This is a genomic window from Saccharopolyspora sp. NPDC002578 (assembly GCF_053592695.1).
On the sequence record NZ_JBSFWJ010000050.1, the window covers coordinates 1 to 17,769 of the forward strand.

Annotated in this window: 14 protein-coding genes and 1 other RNA gene; 6 read left to right on the plus strand and 9 right to left on the minus strand. The window is 72.0% G+C overall.

The features are described 5' to 3' along the window. Window positions 1–247 precede the first annotated feature (247 nt). Complete coding sequence (locus ACWD38_RS21585; RefSeq protein ID WP_450124766.1) at window positions 248–1,072, minus strand: GNAT family N-acetyltransferase; 825 nt, start codon at window positions 1,070–1,072, stop codon at window positions 248–250. A 136-nt stretch (window positions 1,073–1,208) separates the two neighbouring features. Here ACWD38_RS21585 and ACWD38_RS21590 point away from each other — a divergent pair, with 136 nt between their 5' ends. Next, window positions 1,209–3,176, plus strand: a complete 1,968-nt coding sequence (locus ACWD38_RS21590; RefSeq protein ID WP_450124767.1) for a UvrD-helicase domain-containing protein — start codon at window positions 1,209–1,211, stop codon at window positions 3,174–3,176. Window positions 3,177–3,180: 4 nt separating this feature from the next. Here ACWD38_RS21590 and ACWD38_RS21595 read toward each other — a convergent pair whose 3' ends face one another. Then, window positions 3,181–5,781, minus strand: a complete 2,601-nt coding sequence (locus tag ACWD38_RS21595; protein WP_450124768.1) for an AAA family ATPase — start codon at window positions 5,779–5,781, stop codon at window positions 3,181–3,183. A gap of 95 nt (window positions 5,782–5,876) precedes the next feature. On the opposite strand from ACWD38_RS21595, the gene ACWD38_RS21600 reads away from it, so the two are divergent. Both ACWD38_RS21600 and ACWD38_RS21605 read left to right on the plus strand, forming a co-directional pair. Continuing rightward, entirely contained in the window at window positions 5,877–6,791 is a 915-nt protein-coding gene (locus tag ACWD38_RS21600) for an MBL fold metallo-hydrolase (RefSeq protein WP_450124769.1), read from the plus strand. Beyond that, window positions 6,788–8,248 carry a carboxylesterase/lipase family protein gene (locus tag ACWD38_RS21605; RefSeq protein ID WP_450124770.1) on the plus strand — a complete coding sequence of 487 codons (1,461 nt, stop codon included), beginning with the start codon at window positions 6,788–6,790 and terminating at the stop codon, window positions 8,246–8,248. The genes ACWD38_RS21600 and ACWD38_RS21605 overlap by 4 nt, the downstream gene beginning before the upstream one ends. 12 nt (window positions 8,249–8,260) lie before the next feature. Here the strand turns inward: ACWD38_RS21605 and ACWD38_RS21610 are convergent, their stop codons facing one another. Continuing rightward, window positions 8,261–9,472 carry a cytochrome P450 gene (locus tag ACWD38_RS21610; RefSeq protein WP_184477124.1) on the minus strand — a complete coding sequence of 404 codons (1,212 nt, stop codon included), beginning with the start codon at window positions 9,470–9,472 and terminating at the stop codon, window positions 8,261–8,263. Window positions 9,473–9,576: 104 nt separating this feature from the next. On the opposite strand from ACWD38_RS21610, the gene ACWD38_RS21615 reads away from it, so the two are divergent. Beyond that, on the plus strand, window positions 9,577–10,257 hold the full coding sequence (locus ACWD38_RS21615; RefSeq protein WP_450124771.1) for a TetR/AcrR family transcriptional regulator: 681 nt from the start codon (window positions 9,577–9,579) through the stop codon (window positions 10,255–10,257). Window positions 10,258–10,395: 138 nt separating this feature from the next. Here the strand turns inward: ACWD38_RS21615 and ACWD38_RS21620 are convergent, their stop codons facing one another. Next, window positions 10,396–11,709, minus strand: coding sequence for a lipase family protein (locus tag ACWD38_RS21620; RefSeq protein ID WP_184477122.1), 1,314 nt, complete (start codon window positions 11,707–11,709; stop codon window positions 10,396–10,398). A 226-nt stretch (window positions 11,710–11,935) separates the two neighbouring features. On the opposite strand from ACWD38_RS21620, the gene ACWD38_RS21625 reads away from it, so the two are divergent. Both ACWD38_RS21625 and ACWD38_RS21630 read left to right on the plus strand, forming a co-directional pair. Then, window positions 11,936–12,496, plus strand: a complete 561-nt coding sequence (locus ACWD38_RS21625; RefSeq protein WP_184477120.1) for a Chromate resistance protein ChrB — start codon at window positions 11,936–11,938, stop codon at window positions 12,494–12,496. Next, window positions 12,493–13,680 carry an MFS transporter gene (locus ACWD38_RS21630; RefSeq protein ID WP_343071194.1) on the plus strand — a complete coding sequence of 396 codons (1,188 nt, stop codon included), beginning with the start codon at window positions 12,493–12,495 and terminating at the stop codon, window positions 13,678–13,680. The genes ACWD38_RS21625 and ACWD38_RS21630 overlap by 4 nt, the downstream gene beginning before the upstream one ends. 259 nt (window positions 13,681–13,939) lie before the next feature. Here ACWD38_RS21630 and ssrA read toward each other — a convergent pair. From ssrA to ftsE, 5 genes are all read right to left on the minus strand, one after another. Beyond that, window positions 13,940–14,310, minus strand: a transfer-messenger RNA (tmRNA) gene (gene ssrA, locus ACWD38_RS21635). Between the two features lie 97 nt (window positions 14,311–14,407). Beyond that, window positions 14,408–15,313 carry an amidohydrolase family protein gene (locus ACWD38_RS21640; RefSeq protein ID WP_450124772.1) on the minus strand — a complete coding sequence of 302 codons (906 nt, stop codon included), beginning with the start codon at window positions 15,311–15,313 and terminating at the stop codon, window positions 14,408–14,410. After that, a complete protein-coding gene (gene smpB, locus ACWD38_RS21645; protein WP_184477115.1) occupies window positions 15,310–15,786 on the minus strand; it encodes an SsrA-binding protein SmpB in 477 nt (158 codons plus the stop codon). The genes ACWD38_RS21640 and smpB overlap by 4 nt, the downstream gene beginning before the upstream one ends. Window positions 15,787–15,909: 123 nt before the next feature. After that, window positions 15,910–16,812 (minus strand): permease-like cell division protein FtsX, encoded by a 903-nt coding sequence (gene ftsX / locus ACWD38_RS21650; protein WP_184477112.1) that lies wholly within the window; start codon window positions 16,810–16,812, stop codon window positions 15,910–15,912. A gap of 43 nt (window positions 16,813–16,855) precedes the next feature. Further along, on the minus strand, window positions 16,856–17,545 hold the full coding sequence (ftsE, locus tag ACWD38_RS21655) for a cell division ATP-binding protein FtsE (protein ID WP_184477110.1): 690 nt from the start codon (window positions 17,543–17,545) through the stop codon (window positions 16,856–16,858). Window positions 17,546–17,769 lie beyond the last annotated feature (224 nt).

Consider the following 17,769-nt stretch of genomic DNA (forward strand, 5'->3'; position numbering starts at 1 on the left):
CCGCTTTTTCCCTCGTGGCGGAGCCACTCGGGAAAAAGATCCCGCAGCGAGAGACCGACTGAGGTTCCGCTACCCGGACACCCACGCCACACGAGCCGTGGAAGCGATCAGTAAACCCGACATTCCACGCACCACCGAAACCACACGCCCAAACCCGGGAAGGCCTTAAAACCCGACCCCACACGCCAAGCCGAGCGGGACTCCACAACCCAGCCACACGCCCAAGCCGGGAAGGCTCCACGAACGGTCAGTCGAGCAGTTCGTCGACTCGGCGGGCGTAGGCGGTCACCGGGTAGACGGGTTCGAAGCCGCAGGTTTCCGCGAAGCGTTCTGCTGGGCCTCCCTCGTCGTCGTAGGCGGCGATGAGGCGGGCGCCCTTGCCGTAGAGCTCGTCCACCACGTCCGCCACCAGGGAAGAACCTGCTCCGCGGCGTCTGCGGCCAGGGCGGACCACGGCGTGTTCGACGAGGCCGACGCCGTGTTCGACGAAGCCCTGGGCGAATCCGGCCAGGCGGTCGGCTTCGGGGTCGTCGAGGACTCGCAGCACGCAGCGCGGGTCGTCGCCGCGGTGCGCCAGGGTGCGCACCAGGCGTCGTTCGCCCGAGTCGGACAGGCCCGCGTCGTCGCCGATGAGTTCGGCGATGCCGCGCAGGTCGTCGTCGGTGGCGGGGCGCACGGGGCTGGTGGGGGTTTTGCGGCTGCGGTGCAGCAGCGCCATGTTCTCCTCCACCGCGCGCCAGCCGGAGTCGTCGGCGATGCCTTCGATCTCCCCGACCGTGGTGGGCGAGGCGTACACGACGGCCTCGGAGCGGCCGGCGTCGGCGAAGGACTGCTCCAGGGTGAGCAGCGTCGTGGCGACCTCCGCCAGCGTTCCCCACAGGCCGCAGGCGTGGTTCGCGGTGGGCAGCGGGTTGTCCTGGTTGAGCACCACGGTGGCCGCGCCCACCTTGCCGATGCGGCCGTACCGGACGGCACCGGAGGCGAGGCGGGCGTTCTCGACCAGCCCGGCCAGTTCCCGCGCTTGGCGCGGGTCGAGCAGGGCGTCGTCGTCAGGATCGTGCAGCGGGTCCACACGTCCATTGTGGAGGTCTCCGCCCGAGTTTCGTATCCGCCTGCGACATTAAGGTGATCCGAGTTCGCAACTCTCGAAATCGCGCCGGAAGACCGTAATGTCGCTAGAGCACCTGCGTGCGAATCCGGGAGTCGCCGTGACAGGGACATACGATCACCACCGCGAGCGGCTGCGGCGCCAGGCCGACGAGCAGCTCCGCGCACGCCCCCCGTTGCCGACCTGGCAGAAGCGGGTCGTGGAGCGGTTCGCGGTGGAGCGCGGCACCGGCTGGTACACGCTGCTCAACCAGTTCGCCCCGCACACCCCGGACAACCGCCCGGACGTGGTCCTCATCGGTCCCGGCGGGGTGCTGGTGGTGCTGCTGCGCGAGCACGAACCGCATCCGGAGGCGACGCGCGCGGCGTTCGTGTGGACCGCGGAGCTGCTGGCGGGCCTGGCCACGCCGCACGGGCTGCTCACCGAGGCCGCGCTGCGCACCGTCGTGGTGTTCCCGGAAGGCGGGCGCGGCACCGCAGGCGACGGCGAGCACCTGGTGGTGACCGAGTCCGAGCTGGACCGGGTGCTGGTGCGGGACGAGCCGCTGCTGGACGCGGCGGACGCCCTGACCGCGGCCCGGCACCTGGACAACCGCACGTTCGACCTGACCCCCATCGCGTGGAACCCGCACCGGATTCCGCAGCCGCGAGCAGCGGGCGAGGTGGGTTCCTCGGAACACTCCTCCGGGCTGTTCGAGGTCCGGCGGCTGACGGAGGAGCGGGCCGAGTCACCGCCGCAGGATTCCGCGTTGGACTGGCGGCTGTTCCTGGACGACGCGCAGCTCGGCGCGGTGCGCAGGCAGTACGGCGGGCCGGCGCGGATCTCGGGCCCGGCGGGCACCGGGAAGTCGACGCTGGCACTGCACCGGTTGGCGTACTTGGCGCGGCGCAGCCCCGGCAAGCTGCTGTTCACCACGCACCTGGACGTGTTGCCGGAGCTCGCCCGCGAGCAGTTCCGCGCGTTGGCGCCGCAGGTGGCGCACCGCGTGGAGTTCCGGAACCTGCACGCGTGGGCCGCGGACCTGCTCGCCGAACGCGGCCGGGACGCGGAAGTGGACGAACCGCGGGTGGAGGCGGCGTTCGCCGCGGTGTGGGAGCGCTCGGGGCGCCCCGGGCCGCTGGCGAGCGCGCGACCCTCGCGGCACTACTGGAAGGACGAGATCGACCGGGTGATCAAGGGCCGCGGCCTGGGCACCTTGGAGTCGTACAAGTCCGCTCCGCGGCGGGGTCGCGGCGGCCAGCTCAGCCCCGCTTTCCGGGCCCACGTCTGGGAGTTCTACTGCGAGTACGAGCGGGAGCTGTGCGAACGCGGCATCTACGACCGCAACGACGTGCTGATCCGCGCGTGGGACGAGCTCGGCCGCAAACCCCTGGGTCGCGGCTATTCGGTGGTGGCGGTCGACGAGGTGCAGGACCTGACGCTGGTCGGCCTGCGGCTGGTGCACGCCGTCAGCGGCGAGGGCCCGAACCGGTTGCTGCTGGTCGGGGACGGGCAGCAGCAGGTGTTCGCCGGTGGCTGGCGGCTGTCGGAGGCGGGGGTCTCGCTGCGCGGCCGCAGCGAGGTGCTGCGCCGCAACTACCGCAACCGGGCCGCGATCGTCGAGGCCGCCGGTGAGCTCGACGCGGTGAACCGGTTCGACGACATCGACGGCGGCCCGCCGTTGACGCTGCGCTCGGCGTTGCCGGTGCTCAGCGGCGGCAAGGTGGTGCGGTGGAACGGCTCCGCGCAGCAGGAGGCGCTGCTGGCGGCGCTGCGCGAACTCGGCGACGACACCGGAGCGGCCGTGCTCACCCGCACCCGCTCGGCCGCCGAGGAGTGGCTGGAAGTGCTGCGCCGCAACGATTTCCGGGCAGGTCGGCTCACCCACCGGTCGTCGGCGGCGGTGCGGGTGGGGACGTTGCAGGAGGCGAAGGGCTTCGAGTTCCGCGCCGTGTTCCTGCCCGACGAGCACCGGCCCATCGGCTTCCACCGCGACGAACTCGAAGCGCTGCAACGACAACTGCTGGTCGCCACGACGCGCGCCCGCGACTACCTGTGGATCGGCGCCCTGGAGGAGGCCGACGAGTGACCGGCTAGTTCGGCAGCAGGTCGCGCAGCTGGCCGCGGGTGCTGACGCCGAGCTTCGGGAACGACCGGTACAGGTGCGAACCCACGGTGCGCGGGGACAGGAACAGCCGATCGCCGATCTCCCGGTTGGTGAGGCCGCGCGCGGCCAGCCGGATGATCTCCTGCTGCTGCGGGCTGAGCTCGTCGAGCACGTCGGCGGCGGCCGGGCCGGGGTCCGCGCCGCCGGAGGCCCGCAGCTCCGCCTCGGCCCTGGCGGCCCACGGGCGGGCGCCGAGCCTGCGGAACGTCTCCAGCGCTTCCGCCAGCGGAGCGCGGGACTCGGTGATGCGGCGGGCGCGGCGAAGCCATTCGGCCTGGTGCAGCAGGGTCCGCGCGCGTTCGAACGGCCACTGCCCGGTGCGGGGGTCGGCGAGCGCGGCGGCGAACAGCGGCTCCGGATCGTCGGCGAGCATCGCGCGTGCGTGGTCGAGCAGCGCCCGCATCCGCGCCGAGGCACCGCCGCCCAGCAGTTCCGCGGCGGCCCGCACGACGCGTTCGGCGTCGTGCGGCGTCCCGAGGCGTGCCGCGGCTGCGGCCAGTTCGGGCAGCGCCACCGCCGACTGGTGGTAGTGCTCGAACTCCCCGTCGGCGGTGAACATCCGGCGGAACTGCGCGTAGGCGGCGGCGTGGTCGCCGTCGGCCGCGGCGATCATGCCCAGCACGTACCTGGCCCGCACCGCGACCATCCGGCTCCCCGCGGGGTCCACCATGGACAGTGCATCGGTGGCCAGCTCGCCGGCTCGCACCGAGTCGCCGCGCAAGGCCAGCACGGCACCGTCCATCGTCTTCGACCCGGCGATGACGTGCGGGAGTTCGGCGCGGGCGCCGTTGCTCACCGCGTCGGCCGCGATGGTCCTGACCCGCGCCCAGCCGCCGGTGTCGAACAGCGTCCACCCGTGCGCGCAGCCGAGCCCTTCCGGCAGCGGGCCCCGGAGCCGCCACTGGTCGAAGGCCTGCTCGAACAGCCGCTCCGCCAGCGGTGCCTCGTCGAGCAGCCACGCGATGGTCGCCACCGCGATGGCCTGCCCCGGACCGGACTCGGCGGCGCCGAGCTCGGGCAGCAGCGGCAGCACTTCCGCCCTGCTGCCCACCGGATCCGCCACGGTCAGCACCCACGCCCTGGTCACCGGGTCCTGCGGGCCGGGGATCTGCCGCAGCGCGGCGAGCACCTGCTCGCGGCGGCCGGGTTCCGCCGAGTAGTAGGCGACGACGGCCGCGCCCGCCAACGCCGTGAGCGCGGTGTCCGGGGCCTGCCGCGCCAGCGCGGTCGCGGTGCGGGACAGCTGCGCGAAGGCCGCCGCGTGCCGGGTGGTGACGCTGAGCGCCTGCCCGGCCCGCAGCGCGGCGACGGCCAGCAGTTCCGGCTCGTCGGTGAGGTCCGCGATCCGCGCCGCCAAGTCCTCCAGCCACCCGGCCTGGGCGGTGAACAGCGCCGCGTCCGTCGCCAGCACGAGCCGCCGGGCACGTTGCCCGCGGTCCGGGCTCAGCTCGGCGGCGCGTTCCAGCGCCGTCGCCGCGGCCGCGTAGCCGCCCCGGCGGCGGGCGCGCCCGGCGGTGTCCTCCAGCAGCGCGGCGACGTCCTCATCGGGCCCGCTCGCGGCGGCGGCCAGGTGCCAGGCGCGCCGGTCCGGTTCGTCCGCGGTCGCCGCCGCCAGCACGAGGTGCGCCCGGCGCCGCCGCGCGACCGGCGCCGAGTGGTACAGCGCGGACCTGACCAGCGGATGCCGGAACCGGTAGCGGGAGCCCGTCCAGCGCACCAGCCCGGCTCGTTCCGCCGGTTCCCAACCGGATTCCGGCACCCGCACCGGGTCCGCGGTGTCGGCGGCGGCCAGCACCAGCAGCAGTTCCCCGCTCTCCTGCGGCAGTTCCTGCGCCCGCGCGGCGAAGATCTTCTCCAATCGTTCGGTGGTGACCAGCGGCCCCGGACCGGTCTCCTGTGGCACGGCGGCGAACTCGGCCAGCGCCAGCGGATTGCCCCCGGCCTCCGCCAGCACCCGCAGCCGGTGCGCGCCGGTCGGCGGACGCGGCAGCCCGTCGAGGACGCGGTTCGCGTCGAGGTCCCCGAGCGGTTCCAGGGACAGCACCGGGAGGCCGTCGAAGCCGGGCAGCGGCTGGTCCTCGCGGGCGCCGACGAGCAGGCTCAGCGGCTCCGCGTCGAGCCTGCGGGCCAGGAACGCGAGCACCTCCAGGCTGGCGCGGTCCAGCCAGTGCGCGTCGTCGACGACGAGCGGCCCGCCGAAGTCGGACAGCAGCTCCAGCACTTCCAGGGCCAGGCGCATCACGTCGGGTTCGGCCGAGCGCTCCCCCGCGCCGAACGCCGCGAGCAGCCGCGACGACTCCGGCGCCCGGTGCAGGACCGGCGCGAGCAGCTGGTGGAGTCCGGCGAACGCGAGGTTCGCCTCGCTCTCGCTGCCGGTGGCCCGCAGCGCGCGCGGTTCGGCCGCCGCGTCGAGCAGCGTCGTCTTGCCCATGCCCGGGTCGCCGGTGACGATCAGCACCCGCCCGGTCTCCCGGGCTGCCCGCCGCACCCGCGCGAGCTCCGCGTCCCGGCCGATGATCTGCTGCACAACCGCCTCCCGCCCACCGACTGTAGCCCTGCTCGCGCAGGTGCGGTCACGTGACGGATACCCCGCGACCTGGTGCGCGGCGCACAGTTCTCGGCATGCAGAGCATCACGCTGGGAGACGTCGAAGTCACGCGAGTGCTGGAGTTCCACGGGCGCGCGATGGGCATGGACGAGTTCTTCCCCGAGATCCCCGCCGACGTGTTCGAGGCCGAGCGGTCCTGGCTGGCGCCGGACTTCTGGTCGCCCGACGACAACGGGTTCACCGCGGCCGTGCAGACCTGGGTGCTGCGCAGCGCGGGCCGCACGATCCTCGTCGACACCGGCGTCGGCAACCACAAGGAGCGGCCGTACTCGCCGCACTGGCGGCACCTCGACACCGGCTACCTCGACGGCCTCGCCGCCGCGGGCGTCGACCCGGACGAGGTCGACATCGTGATCAACACGCACCTGCACGTGGACCACGTCGGGTGGAACACGCGGCTCGTCGGCCGGGACTGGGTGCCGACCTTCCCCCGCGCCACCTACCTGCTGCCGCGGCTCGACTTCGACTACTGGAACCCGCTGGGCGAGCACCGGCCGAAGAGCGCGCGCAGCCACCAGAACGTGTTCGAGGACAGCGTCGCGCCCGTGCACGAGGCCGGTCTCACCGAGCTGTGGGAGGGCGAGCGGGTCATCGACGAGAACCTGCGGCTGCTGCCCGCTCCGGGGCACACGCCCGGTTCGTCGGTGCTGCACCTGAGTTCCGGTTCGGACCGCGCGGTGTTCATCGGGGACCTGCTGCACACCCCGGTTCAGCTGCGGGACCCGGTGCACAACTGCGGTTTCGACGAGGACCCGGCCGCCGCCCGCGCCTCCCGGCGGCGCCTGCTGGAGTTCGCGGCGGACGGCACCGCGCTGGTCGTGCCCGCGCACTTCGGCGGGCACGGCGCCGCGGAGGTCCGCCGCGCCGGGGACCGCTTCGAGATCGTCAACTGGGCCGCGTTCGACCGGCCGGAGCGGAGCGACCGATGACCTCGGTGACGACCGCGGCGGGCCGGGTCCGGGGCAGGCGGCACGGGGACGGCCTGGTGTTCTCCGGGATTCCGTACGCCGCCGCACCCGTCGGCCCCGCCCGCTTCGCCGCTCCCCGGCCCGCTCCGCGCTGGGACGGGGAGCGGGACGCGGCGCGGCCGGGCCCCACCGCGCCGCAGTCGGAGCGGGCGTTCGGCGCGCTGGACATGGCGCCGTTCTTCGGCCCCGGCTGGGTCCGCGGCGAGGACTACCTGACGGTGACGGTGTCGACGCCGGACACCGCCACCCGCGGACTGCCGGTGATGGTGTTCGTGCACGGCGGCGGCTTCACCTCCGGTTCGGCGCAGGCCGCGCTCTACGACGGCGCCGGGTTCTCCCGCGACGGCGTGGTCCTGGTGACGCCGAACTACCGGCTCGGCGCCCCCGGGTGGCTCGCGCTGCCGGGTGCTCCGGACAACCGGGGGCTGCTCGACGTGCTGGCCGCGCTGCGCTGGGTGCAGGAGGAGATCGAGGCGTTCGGCGGCGATCCGGGCAACGTCACGCTGTTCGGGCAGTCCGCCGGGGCCACCATCGTCGGCGCGGCCCTGGCCGAGCACGCGGGCGGCGGCCTGTTCCGCCGGGTGATCGTCCAGAGCGGCAACGGGCTCGGCGCGTTCGTGCCCGCGCAGGCGGAACTCGTCGCGAACCGGCTCGGCGCGGTCCTGGACAGGCCGATCGCGGAGCTCGCCGAGGTACCCGACGAGCGGCTGCTCGCGGCGACCGCGCGGCTGCGCGGGCTGGACCTCGCGATCGACGGGCGGCCCGATCCGCTGCTGCGGCTCAGCCCGTTCGGCCTGGTGCTGCCACGGCAGCCCGCGACGTCGGTCGCCGCCGGGGCGGGCGCCGGCATCGACCTGCTCGTCGGGAACAACGCCGAAGAAGGCAACCTCTACCTGGCCCCGAGCGGCGACCTGGCGAAGTCCACCATGGACGACGTGCGGTCCGTTGCGGCGCAAGCCCATCCGGCCCCGGACCGGCTCGTCGCGGCGTACCGGGCGCAACGGCCGTCCGCCGCCGCGGGTGAGCTGCGGTCGGCGGTGCTCGGCGACGCCCTGTTCGGCGCCGGCACCCGCGCGCTCGCCGACGCGCACTCCGCGCACGCGGCGGCGACCTACCGCTACGAGTTCGCCTGGCGCTCCTCGGCGCTCGGCGGATCGCTGGGCGCCGCGCACGGCGTGGAGCTGCCGTTCGTCTTCGACATCGCCGACGACCCGGGCCTGCACGGCCCGAACACCCTGCTCGGCGCGGGCCCCCCGTCCGAGCTGGGCGCCGAGGTCCACGCCGCCTGGGTCCGCTTCGCCACCTCCGGCGACCCCGGCTGGGAGCGCCACACCACGCCCCGGCGGCCCGTGCGGCGGTTCGGACGGCCACCCGAGGTGGTCGCGGACCCGAACCCGCTGGAACGCGCGGCCTGGTGAAGCGCCCCGGCGCTACCAGGTGACCGGCATCGAGTACACGCCGTAGATGACGGCGTCGTCCTTGAACGGCAGCTCGTCGCGCGGCACCGCCAGCGCGAGCGACGGGACCCGGGCGAACAGCGAGTCGAACACGATCTGCAGCTCCATCCGCGCCAGGTTCTGCCCGAGGCACTGGTGCGGCCCGTAGCCGAACGCCACGTGCTGGCGGGCTCCGCGATCGATGTCGAACTCGGCCGGTTCCGGGAACGTGGCCGGGTCGTGGTTGGCGGTGTGGCCGAGCGCGATGACGGCCTCGCCCTCGCGGATGCGCGTGCCGCCGACCTCGACGTCGGCGGTCGCCACCCGCGAGGTCACCGTCTCCACGATCGTCAGGTAGCGCAGCAGTTCCTCGACCATGCCGAGCGTGCGCCGCGGGTCCTGCCTGATGGCCGCGATGTCATCGGGGTTCTCCAGCAGCGTGAGGGTGCCCAGCGAGATCATGTTCGCGGTCGTCTCGTGGCCGGCGACGAGCAGCAGCGTGGCCATCGCGACCAGGGCCTCGTCGTCCTCGACGCCCTCCTCGCGCTGCTTGGCGAGCTGGCGGCTCAGCAGGTCTTCGCCCGGAGCGGACTTCTTCGCGGTGATCAGGTCGCGGAGGAACGACCGCACCTCCGCCGCGGCCCGCACGCGCTCCTCGGCCCCCGTGCTGCGCCGCAGCATCGCCGAGGAGCGCTCCTGGAAGAAGTCGTGGTCGGCGTACGGGACGCCGAGCAGCTCGCAGATCACCAGCGAGGGCACCGGCAGCGCCAGCTCGGCGACCAGGTCGGCGGGCTTCGGCCCGGCGAGCATCGAGTCGAGGCAGTCGTCGACGATCCGCTGGATCCGGGGCCGCAGCTCCCGCATCCGCCGCACGGTGAACTCGCCCAGCACGGAACGCCGCACCGGCCCGTGCTCCGGCTCGTCCATGGACAGCATGTTCGGCCGGAACGCGCTGATCGATTCCTGCTGACCGGCGGCGAGGAACGGGAACGCCGGGTTGCGCCGGTCGGCGCTGAACCTCGGGTCGGACAGCGCGAAGCGGACGTCCTCGTGCCGGGTGAGCACCCACGCCGTCGAGCCCGTCGGCGTTCTGACCTGGGACACCGGCGCCGAGTCGCGCAGCTGCGCGTACTCCTCGGGTGGTGCGTACGGGCATCGCCGCGCGACGGGAAACTCCCGCACTGCGTCGTCGGTGACGTCGGGCATGGTGCGACCTCCCAATATGGAAGAAAACCTTCCGCTTACACTCGAAAGTACTGAAGCGGAAGCACTCCGTCCACCTGCGAACGGGTGGATGCGAGAATCCACCGGTGAACTCGGACATTTCGGCACCGGAAGGCGAACTCCCGCTGCGCGCCGACGCACGCCGCAACCGCGACCAGATCATCAACGCGGCCAAGGCGATCTTCGCCGCCGAAGGTCCCGACGCCCCGATGGAGGAGATCGCGCGCCGGGCCGGAGTCGGAGTCGGCACCCTCTACCGGCGCTTCCCCGACCGCGAGGCGCTGATCCGCGCCGTCGCCAGGGACAACTTCACCAACGCGCTCACGCACGCGCAGGCGGCGGCCACCGAGGAAACGACCGGCTGGAACGCACTGGTGCGGCTGCTCAAGAGCTCCGACGAGCTGCAGCTCAGCGTCCGCCTCGGCATGACCTCACCGCGCGCCTGGGACGTCGTCAAAGGCGACCAGGTCACCCAGGGACTCCGGGACTCCCTGCTGGAAATCCTGGAAGGCGTGGTCGGCACCGCGCAAGCCGAGGGCTCGCTGCGCACGGACGTGGGCGCCGGCGACATCGCGGCGATGTACTCGATGCTGCTGCGCCGCCCGACGGACCCTGCCCAGCAGCGCATCGCGGAACGGGCGCTGCACATCATGCTCGACGGCCTGCGCCCGCACCGGCACGCGACCGGGCTCCCCGGCCGCCCCTTGCAGGTGTCGGAGGTCCACCCGCTGTCCACCGCGCCCGCCCACCCGGCACCGGGAACGTAGAACGCGACCGCCCTCCGGCAGCACCGGGCATTACGGCGGGGACCGAAACGGCCGCGTGCCGTCCCTCCGAGCGGGAAGGGACGGCACGCGGCCGGCATGCGGAAGGCCGGGGCGCGCGGACGGCGCCCGGCCCCTCGCTCAGTCGAGGTCCAACCGCTCGGACAGCTGGGGCAGCAGCGGCTGCCGCTCGTCGACGGGGATCTCCGGGTCGACCGGAGCCTGCTCCGCGTTCCCGCAGTTCGGCGTGGTCGGCTCACCGGTGAGGCGGTCGTCGAGCCACGCGAACGCGCGCGGGAAAGAGGCGATCGCACCACCGATGTGGGTCGGCCCGAGGTTCGGCGCGAACTGCACGTCCGCCCCTTGGGCGCACCACTCGCCGGCGAGGGTCTCGGACTGCTCGAAGGGGATCACGTCGTCCAGCCGGCTCTGCCCGATCAGCACGGGGAAGGCGGGCTTGCCGTTGCCGATCCGCTGCTCGCCGACCGCGGTCGCGAACGGCTCCTCCGCCAGGTAGTCGGTCAGCGGCCTGCCGTCCTCGGTGAAGTCCTTCGTCTGCGCGAACGCGAACTGCGCGATCCCGTCGATGGTGCACGAGTTCTCGACGTCGTCGCGGAACTGCTCGCCCTTCTCGTTGAGGTAGGGCTCGAGGTCGATGTCGTAACCGGCGGCGACCCCCGCCACGGCGTAGCCGAGGAACGCGGCGTAGAAGCCGCCGTCGAGGTTCGCGCCGACCCCGCCGAGCTCGGCGGGCACGGCACCGGCCGCGGCCCCCCGGATGTCGAGCTCCGGTGCGTAGGACGAGGCCAGCTCGGCCGCCCCGGCCACACCGCCACCGCCTTGGGAGTAGCCGTAGAGCACCACCGGCCCGTCGTCGGGCACGTCCGCCCCGGGCAGCCGCTGCGCGGCGCGCACCGCGTCGAGCACCGCGTTGCCGCTGACCTCGCGGTTGATGTAGGTGTGCACGCCCGGCGTCCCGAGGCCCTGGTAGTCGGTCATGGCGACCGCATAGCCCTTGCTGAGCATGGCCTTCACGAAGACGCCTTCGTACTCGGTGCCGTTGGCGAGCTGCCGGGACGGCGCGCAGTGGTCGGCGATGCCCTGGGTTCCCGGCGCGTAGCCGACGACGGGACGTTCGCCCTCCCCCGTCCACTCGCCGTTCGGCGTGATGACCGTGCCGGTCACCGCGATCGGCGCGCCGCCGCGATCGCTGGAGCGGTACATCACCCGCTGCACGTCCGCATCGACCTTGATCGCCTTCAGCGGGTCCAGGAAGTACTCGGACGGTTCGGAGCGCACCAGGTCACCGTTGCTCCCCGGTAACTCGGCGGGCGGCTCGTAGAACGGCGGACGCTCCTCAGCGTCGGCGGCGGACGCGGTCGCAACGGCGAACGACACCCCGACCACGGTGGTCACCACGGTCGCAGCCGCGCGCTGGAACGGACGGAGGTTCACGGGCAACTCCTCGTTGAGTGCAAACCGAAACCTACTACCCAGTAGGCAACGCCCTCAGCGTGACGCCCGACACGACCGGCCGACAATCACCGACGACCCCGAAACCTGCTTTCGCAACCTTTTCGTAAACAATCAAGCACTCGCAGCGACGCTTCGCCACGCACCGTGAAACCGCGCACGCCCGAGCGCTACTGCTGACGATGTAACGCGTGCTACTTTCGGCGCTGTGACAGACGAAGAAGTGTCGTGGCTGATCTTGGTCATCAAGCTGCCCGCGGATCCGTCCCGGCACCGGGTGGCGGTGTGGCGGGAGCTGCGCAAGATCGGCGCGCTGTCGCTGGGGCAGGGCGTGTGGGCCGTGCCGGAGGTGCCCGCCTTCACCGAGGGCGTGCAGCGCGCCCGCGCACTCACCGACGGCGCCGGCGGGCAGGGCGTGACGTTGCAGGCGTCCGGCCGCACCGACGCGGACGCCGCCCGCTTCCGGGAGATGTTCACCGCCGCCCGGTCGGCGGATTGGGCGGAATTCCTCGCGGACTGCGGCAAGTTCGAGGACGAGCTCGCCAAGGAGATCCGCACGGCCAAGTTCACGTTGGCCGAGCTGGAGGAAGAGGAGCAGAGCCTGGAACGGCTGCGCCGCTGGCACCGGGACCTGACCGTCCGGGACGTCTTCGGGGCGCCGGAAGCGGCCGAGGCCGCTGAACGCCTCAAGCACTGCACCGCGGCCTGCGAGGACTACGCGGAACGCGTCTTCAACGCGCTGCACCTGACCGACGAAGGCGCATCGTGATCCGACAGCCCCTGTCCCCGGCGGCCACCAAGCGCGCGATGTGGCCGCTGTACGCGGCCGGTTTCACCACCGCGTTCGGCGCTCACGGCATCGCGGCCAACCTCGGCGGGTTCTCCGAGGACGCCGTCACCTCCTTGCTCGTCCTGGGTGGACTGCTCGCCCTCTACGACGGCGCCGAGGTCGTGCTCAAACCGATCTTCGGCTCGCTGGCCGACCGGATCGGCGGCAAACCCGTCCTGCTCGGCGGCCTGATCACCTTCGCCGCGGCTTCCGCGCTGTACGTGATCGCGGCCGGTCCCGAATGGTTGTGGGCCGCCCGGTTCGGCCAAGGCGCCGCCGCCTCCGCGTTCTCCCCCGCCGCTTCCGCCATGGTCGCCCGCATCAACCCGGCCGCTGGGCGGGGCCGCGCCTTCGGCAGCTACGGCTTCTTCAAGTCCATCGGCTACACCCTCGGCCCGCTGCTCGGTGGCGTTCTCGTCTGGGGCGGCGGCATGCGGCTGCTGTTCGCGGCGATGGCCCTGTGCGCGGCGGTGGTCGCGGTGTGGGCCGCGGTGGCGGTGCCCGCGGTGCCTCCGCTGCCCCGCGAGCGGCAGACGCTCGCCGACCTCGCCCGACGGGTGGCCGACCGTTCCTTCCTGGGGCCCACCGCGTCCCTCGCCGCCGCGACCGCGGCGCTGTCGGTCGGTGTCGGATTCCTGCCCGTCACCGGCGCGGCAGCGGGACTCGGCACCATCGCGACGGGCACCGCCGTCTCCGTGCTCGCCGCGACGGCCGCCGTCGTCCAGCCCCGGGTCGGCCGGGCGCTGGACGAAGGGCGCCTGACCACCCGCACCGGGTTGATCACCGGACTGCTCATCACGGCGGTCGGCCTCGCCGCCGCGATGCTGCACGGCCTGGCAGGCGTGCTGGTCGCCGCCGCGCTCATCGGCGCGGGCACGGGTCTGATCACGCCGCTCGGCTTCGCAGCCCTGGCCGCCGCCACTCCCGAGGAACGGATGGGCCAGACCATGGGTTCCGCCGAACTAGGACGAGAACTGGGCGACGCAGGCGGCCCACTCCTGGTAGCAGGAGTCGCCACCCTCGCCACCCTCCCCCACGGCTACGCAACCCTAGCCGCCCTACTAGCAACAAGCGCCCTACTAGCCCTACTGACCCCCCACCACAACCCCCCACCCCAGACCTGACCACACAAACAAAAACAAAGCCCCACCCCCAAACCAAAGGCAAGTCCGAGGCGAAGCCCGAGGCCGAGCGAACGCGAAGGCGAGGCCGAGGCCGAGGCCACATCACCCCACCTCAAGCTGGTTCCCACCCAGCCCAACCCACACACAACGCAAGGAGCACCTCCCCACCCAGCCACCGCACCGTGGGGGCCTACGGGGGCTCGGCCCCCGTACGAACAAAAAGGAGCCGGGAAGACGCCAAAGGCGTCAACCAGGCTCCAAGTGGAGGTGCCGGGAATCGAACCCGGGTCCTCCGTCGCTTCACCAAGACTTCTCCGTGCGCAGTCCGCTATGCCTCTGCTTGGCTCCCTCGGTCTCGCGAACTAGCCGAGGTGACGAGCCCAGCCGCTGTTCGATGTCCCACCAGGTCCCGCGGCCGGACCTGGCGGTAAGAGCCTCCTAGTCGATGCCGGATTCCGGGACGGAGGCGTTCCCGGTCCGACAGAGTCGCTCCTCGCTCAGGCGGCGAGGGCGAACTCGCGCTGACTCTTGTCGGCGCTTATTAAATTGCGGCGACGCTCTCGGTGGTCTCCCGCCTGCACCGGCACGCTTCCCTTGGATCTACGTCCGGAGTCGAAACCGTTCACCCCCTCGTAGCGGCCGTACCTTCCCGGCCGCGCGTTCCGTACAGCATAACGTCACCGCCCCGGCGGATCATTCCAATATCGGGTAATTGTTTTTCCGCAGGTCACAGACCCAGAAGTCGGCTCGGCGCGTCGTGCAGCACGCTGCGCAGGAACTCCGCCCCCAACCGCTCGTCGGCGGCGGCCCAGCCGGCGATGGCGGCGAGCTGGTCGGCGTAGGGGTACGGGATGTTCGGGTAGTCGGTGCCCAGCACGATCCGGTCCCGCACCGGCACGAGCCGCGCTGGCCAGTCGGCGGGCAGCGGGGCGAACCGCTCGCTGAACGCCACTCCGACCATCGTCGTGTCCAGGTGCACGCGCGGGAAGCTCTCCACGAGCCGCAGCGCTGCCTCGTAGTCCGGCATCCCGGCGTGGGCCAGCACGACGGTCAGCGACGGGTGCCGTCGCAGCACTTCGCCGAACACGTCGAGCCCGGTGTGCTCGCCCCGGATCGGGCCGTGCCCGCAGTGGATCACGACGGGCACCGCGGCTTCCGCGAGCACGCCCCACACCTCGTCGAGCAGGTCGTCGCGCGGGTCGAAACCACCGACCTGCACGTGGACCTTCACGCACCGCGCCCCCGCGTCGAGGGCGTCGCGCATCGACCCCGCCATGCCCAGCTCCGGGTACAGCGTCGCCGTCGGCACGGCGCCCGGTGTGCGGTGCCCGAAGTCCAGCGCCCACGAGTTGAGCCACTCCGCCATGCCGGGCTTGTGCGGGTAGACCAGCGGGGCGAACGTCGTCACCCCGAGCTCGTCGAGCAGCCGCAGCCGGGTGGGTTCGTCGTGGCGGTACTGCACCGGCCAGTCCATGCCGTAGTGCGTGCGCGCCTGGTCGAAGTACGCCCACACCTTGTGCAGCATCCGCTCCGGCAGGAAGTGGGTGTGCAGGTCGACGAGGCCGGGGATGCCGAGCTCGTCGAGCCAGCCGCGCACGTCCACGTCGGTGGCCGGTCCGGCGAGCGGGCTCACACTCGTCCTTTGCGGATCCTGCCGATGTGGCGCTGCATCTCGCGGTCGGCGTCCCGCTTGGCCATGTCGTGGCGCTTGTCGTGCGCCTTCTTGCCGCGCGCCAGGGCCAGTTCGACCTTGGCCTTGCCGTCGGAGAAGTACATCGACAGCGGGACCAGGCTCAGCCCGTTCTCCTTGATCTTGCCGACGAGGCGGAGGATCTCACCCCGGTGCAGCAGCAGCTTCCGGGAGCGCCGCGGTTCGTGGTTGGTCCACGTGCCCTCGGTGTACTCCGGGATGTGCGCGTTGCGCAGCCACACCTCGCCGTGGTCGACCGTGCCGAACGCGTCCACCAGCGACGCCTTGCCCTGTCGCAGGCTCTTCACCTCGGTGCCGGTCAGCACGATCCCGGCCTCGTAGGTGTCCAGCACCGACCAGTCGTGCCGCGCCTTGCGGTTCTGCGCGATCGGCTTGCGCCCGCGTTCCTTCACCATGCCTGCACTTTAAGACCCGCGGTCAACCGAGTTCTCACACCACCCTGCCCCGGCACGACGAAGCGGCTGCGTCCGCGTGCGGAACACGCGAGCGCAGCCGCTCGATCGAGAAGGCGGGCCGGCCTAGAGCCGCACGTACAGCCGCAGCGTCACGTAACCGGTCGTCGCGGAGATCGCCGCCGCCACCAGCAGCATGATCGGGGACACCGCGGCGATGTCGCCGTAGCCGATCTCGGGGATGATGCCGGTGCCGAACACCGGCGACATGACCCTGTCGATGAACGCCGCCTTCGAGATCAGCAGTCCGACGACGGCCAGCAGCGCACCGATCAGACCGGACACCATCGCTTCCAGGAGGAACGGCAGCTGGGTGTACCAGCGCGTCGCCCCCACCAGCCGCATGATGCCGGTCTCCGTTCGCCGCGTGAACGCGGAGAGCTGAATGGTGTTGGAGATCAGCAGCAGCGCACCGACCGCCTGCACCAGCGCGATCGAGAAGGTCGCGTTGCGCACGCCGTTGAGCACGCTGAACAGCCGGTCCAGGTAGTCGGCCTGGTCGACGACGCTGTCCACGCCGGGCTGGCCTTCGAACTTCTGCTGGATCGCGCCGAAGCGCTCCTGGTCGGTGAGCTTCACCCGCAGCGAGGCGGGCATCGCTTCGACGCGGGCGACGTCGCGCAGCTCGGGCATGGTCTCGAAGACCTTGTTGAAGTTCTGGAACGCGGCTTCCCGGTTCTCGTACTTCACCGAGTCCACGCCGGACGAGCGGGTCAGTTCGGACTTGAGGTTCGCGCAGGGCTGCTGGGTGCAGTCCGGGTCGTTGGCGCTGACGTCATCGGTCATGAACACCACGACCTCGACGCGGTCCTGGTAGACCTCCTGCATCCGGTCGATCAACCGGACCACCAGGAGACCGCCACCGAGCAGGCCGACCGAGATGGCCGTGGTGAGGATCATGGCGATGGTCATCGTCACGTTGCGCCGAAGGCCGTTGACGACCTCGCTGAATACGAAGCTCGCGCGCATCTTGGTGTGTGCTTCCTGGCTGGGTTCGGGGGTGCGGGGCTGCTCAGCGACCGACGCCGTAGACGCCGCGGGCGTCGTCGCGGATCACTTTGCCGAGGCTCAGTTCCACGACTCGACGCCGCATCGAGTCCACGATCGAGTGGTCGTGCGTCGCCATGATCACCGTGGTGCCGGTGCGGTTGATCCGCTCCAGCAGCAACATGATGTCCTGGCTGGTGTCGGGGTCGAGGTTGCCCGTGGGCTCGTCGCACAGCAGCACCAGCGGCCGGTTCACGAACGCCCGCGCGATCGCCACGCGCTGCTGCTCGCCACCGGAGAGCTCGTTCGGCATCCGGTCGGCCTTGCCTTCCAAGCCGACGAGCTGCAAGACCTCGGGCACCACCTTGCGGATGGTGTGCCGGGGCTTGCCGATGACCTCCAGCGCGAACGCGACGTTCTCGGCGACGGTCTTGTTGGTGAGCAGCCGGAAGTCCTGGAACACGCAGCCGATTCGCTGTCGTAGCCGCGGCACTCGGCGCCGCGGGAGTTTCGCGACGTTCCAGTCGGCCACGAACACCCGGCCACGGGTCGGCACGTCCTCGCGGAGCAGTAGCCGCAGGAACGTGGACTTCCCCGAGCCGGAAGGGCCGATGAGGAACACGAATTCGCCTTTGCCGACACCCACGGAGACGTCGTCGAGCGCGGGGCGGGTCGAGGTTTTGTATCCCTTGGACACGTGCTCAAGCCGGATCACGGGGCGTGAGTTTACCTGCGACCTTTCGGGGGACGACGGCTCACCCGGACCAGCGCCGATCGAGCTCGTAATCGGCCGTCTCTTCGCAGGTCAACCCATGATCGACGAATGCACCCGGAAATCCCGGGGCGCCGGGGCGGGCTTCACCCGAGCGGGCGGTCCCGCGCGGTCTCGCGGACGCGCGTGGTCCCGATGCGCTAGGGACCGCGCGCGACGGCTCTTGA

Excerpts from the sequence above, each read along its gene's own strand:
- ACWD38_RS21600 (WP_450124769.1), top strand. The coding sequence starts at position 5,877 with ATGCAGAGCATCACGCTGGGAGACGTCGAAGTCACGCGAGTGCTGGAG.
- ACWD38_RS21605 (WP_450124770.1), top strand. The coding sequence starts at position 6,788 with ATGACCTCGGTGACGACCGCGGCGGGCCGGGTCCGGGGCAGGCGGCAC.
- ACWD38_RS21610 (WP_184477124.1), bottom strand. The coding sequence starts at position 9,472 with ATGCCCGACGTCACCGACGACGCAGTGCGGGAGTTTCCCGTCGCGCGG.
- smpB (WP_184477115.1), bottom strand. The coding sequence starts at position 15,786 with ATGGTGAAGGAACGCGGGCGCAAGCCGATCGCGCAGAACCGCAAGGCG.
- ftsX (WP_184477112.1), bottom strand. The coding sequence starts at position 16,812 with ATGCGCGCGAGCTTCGTATTCAGCGAGGTCGTCAACGGCCTTCGGCGC.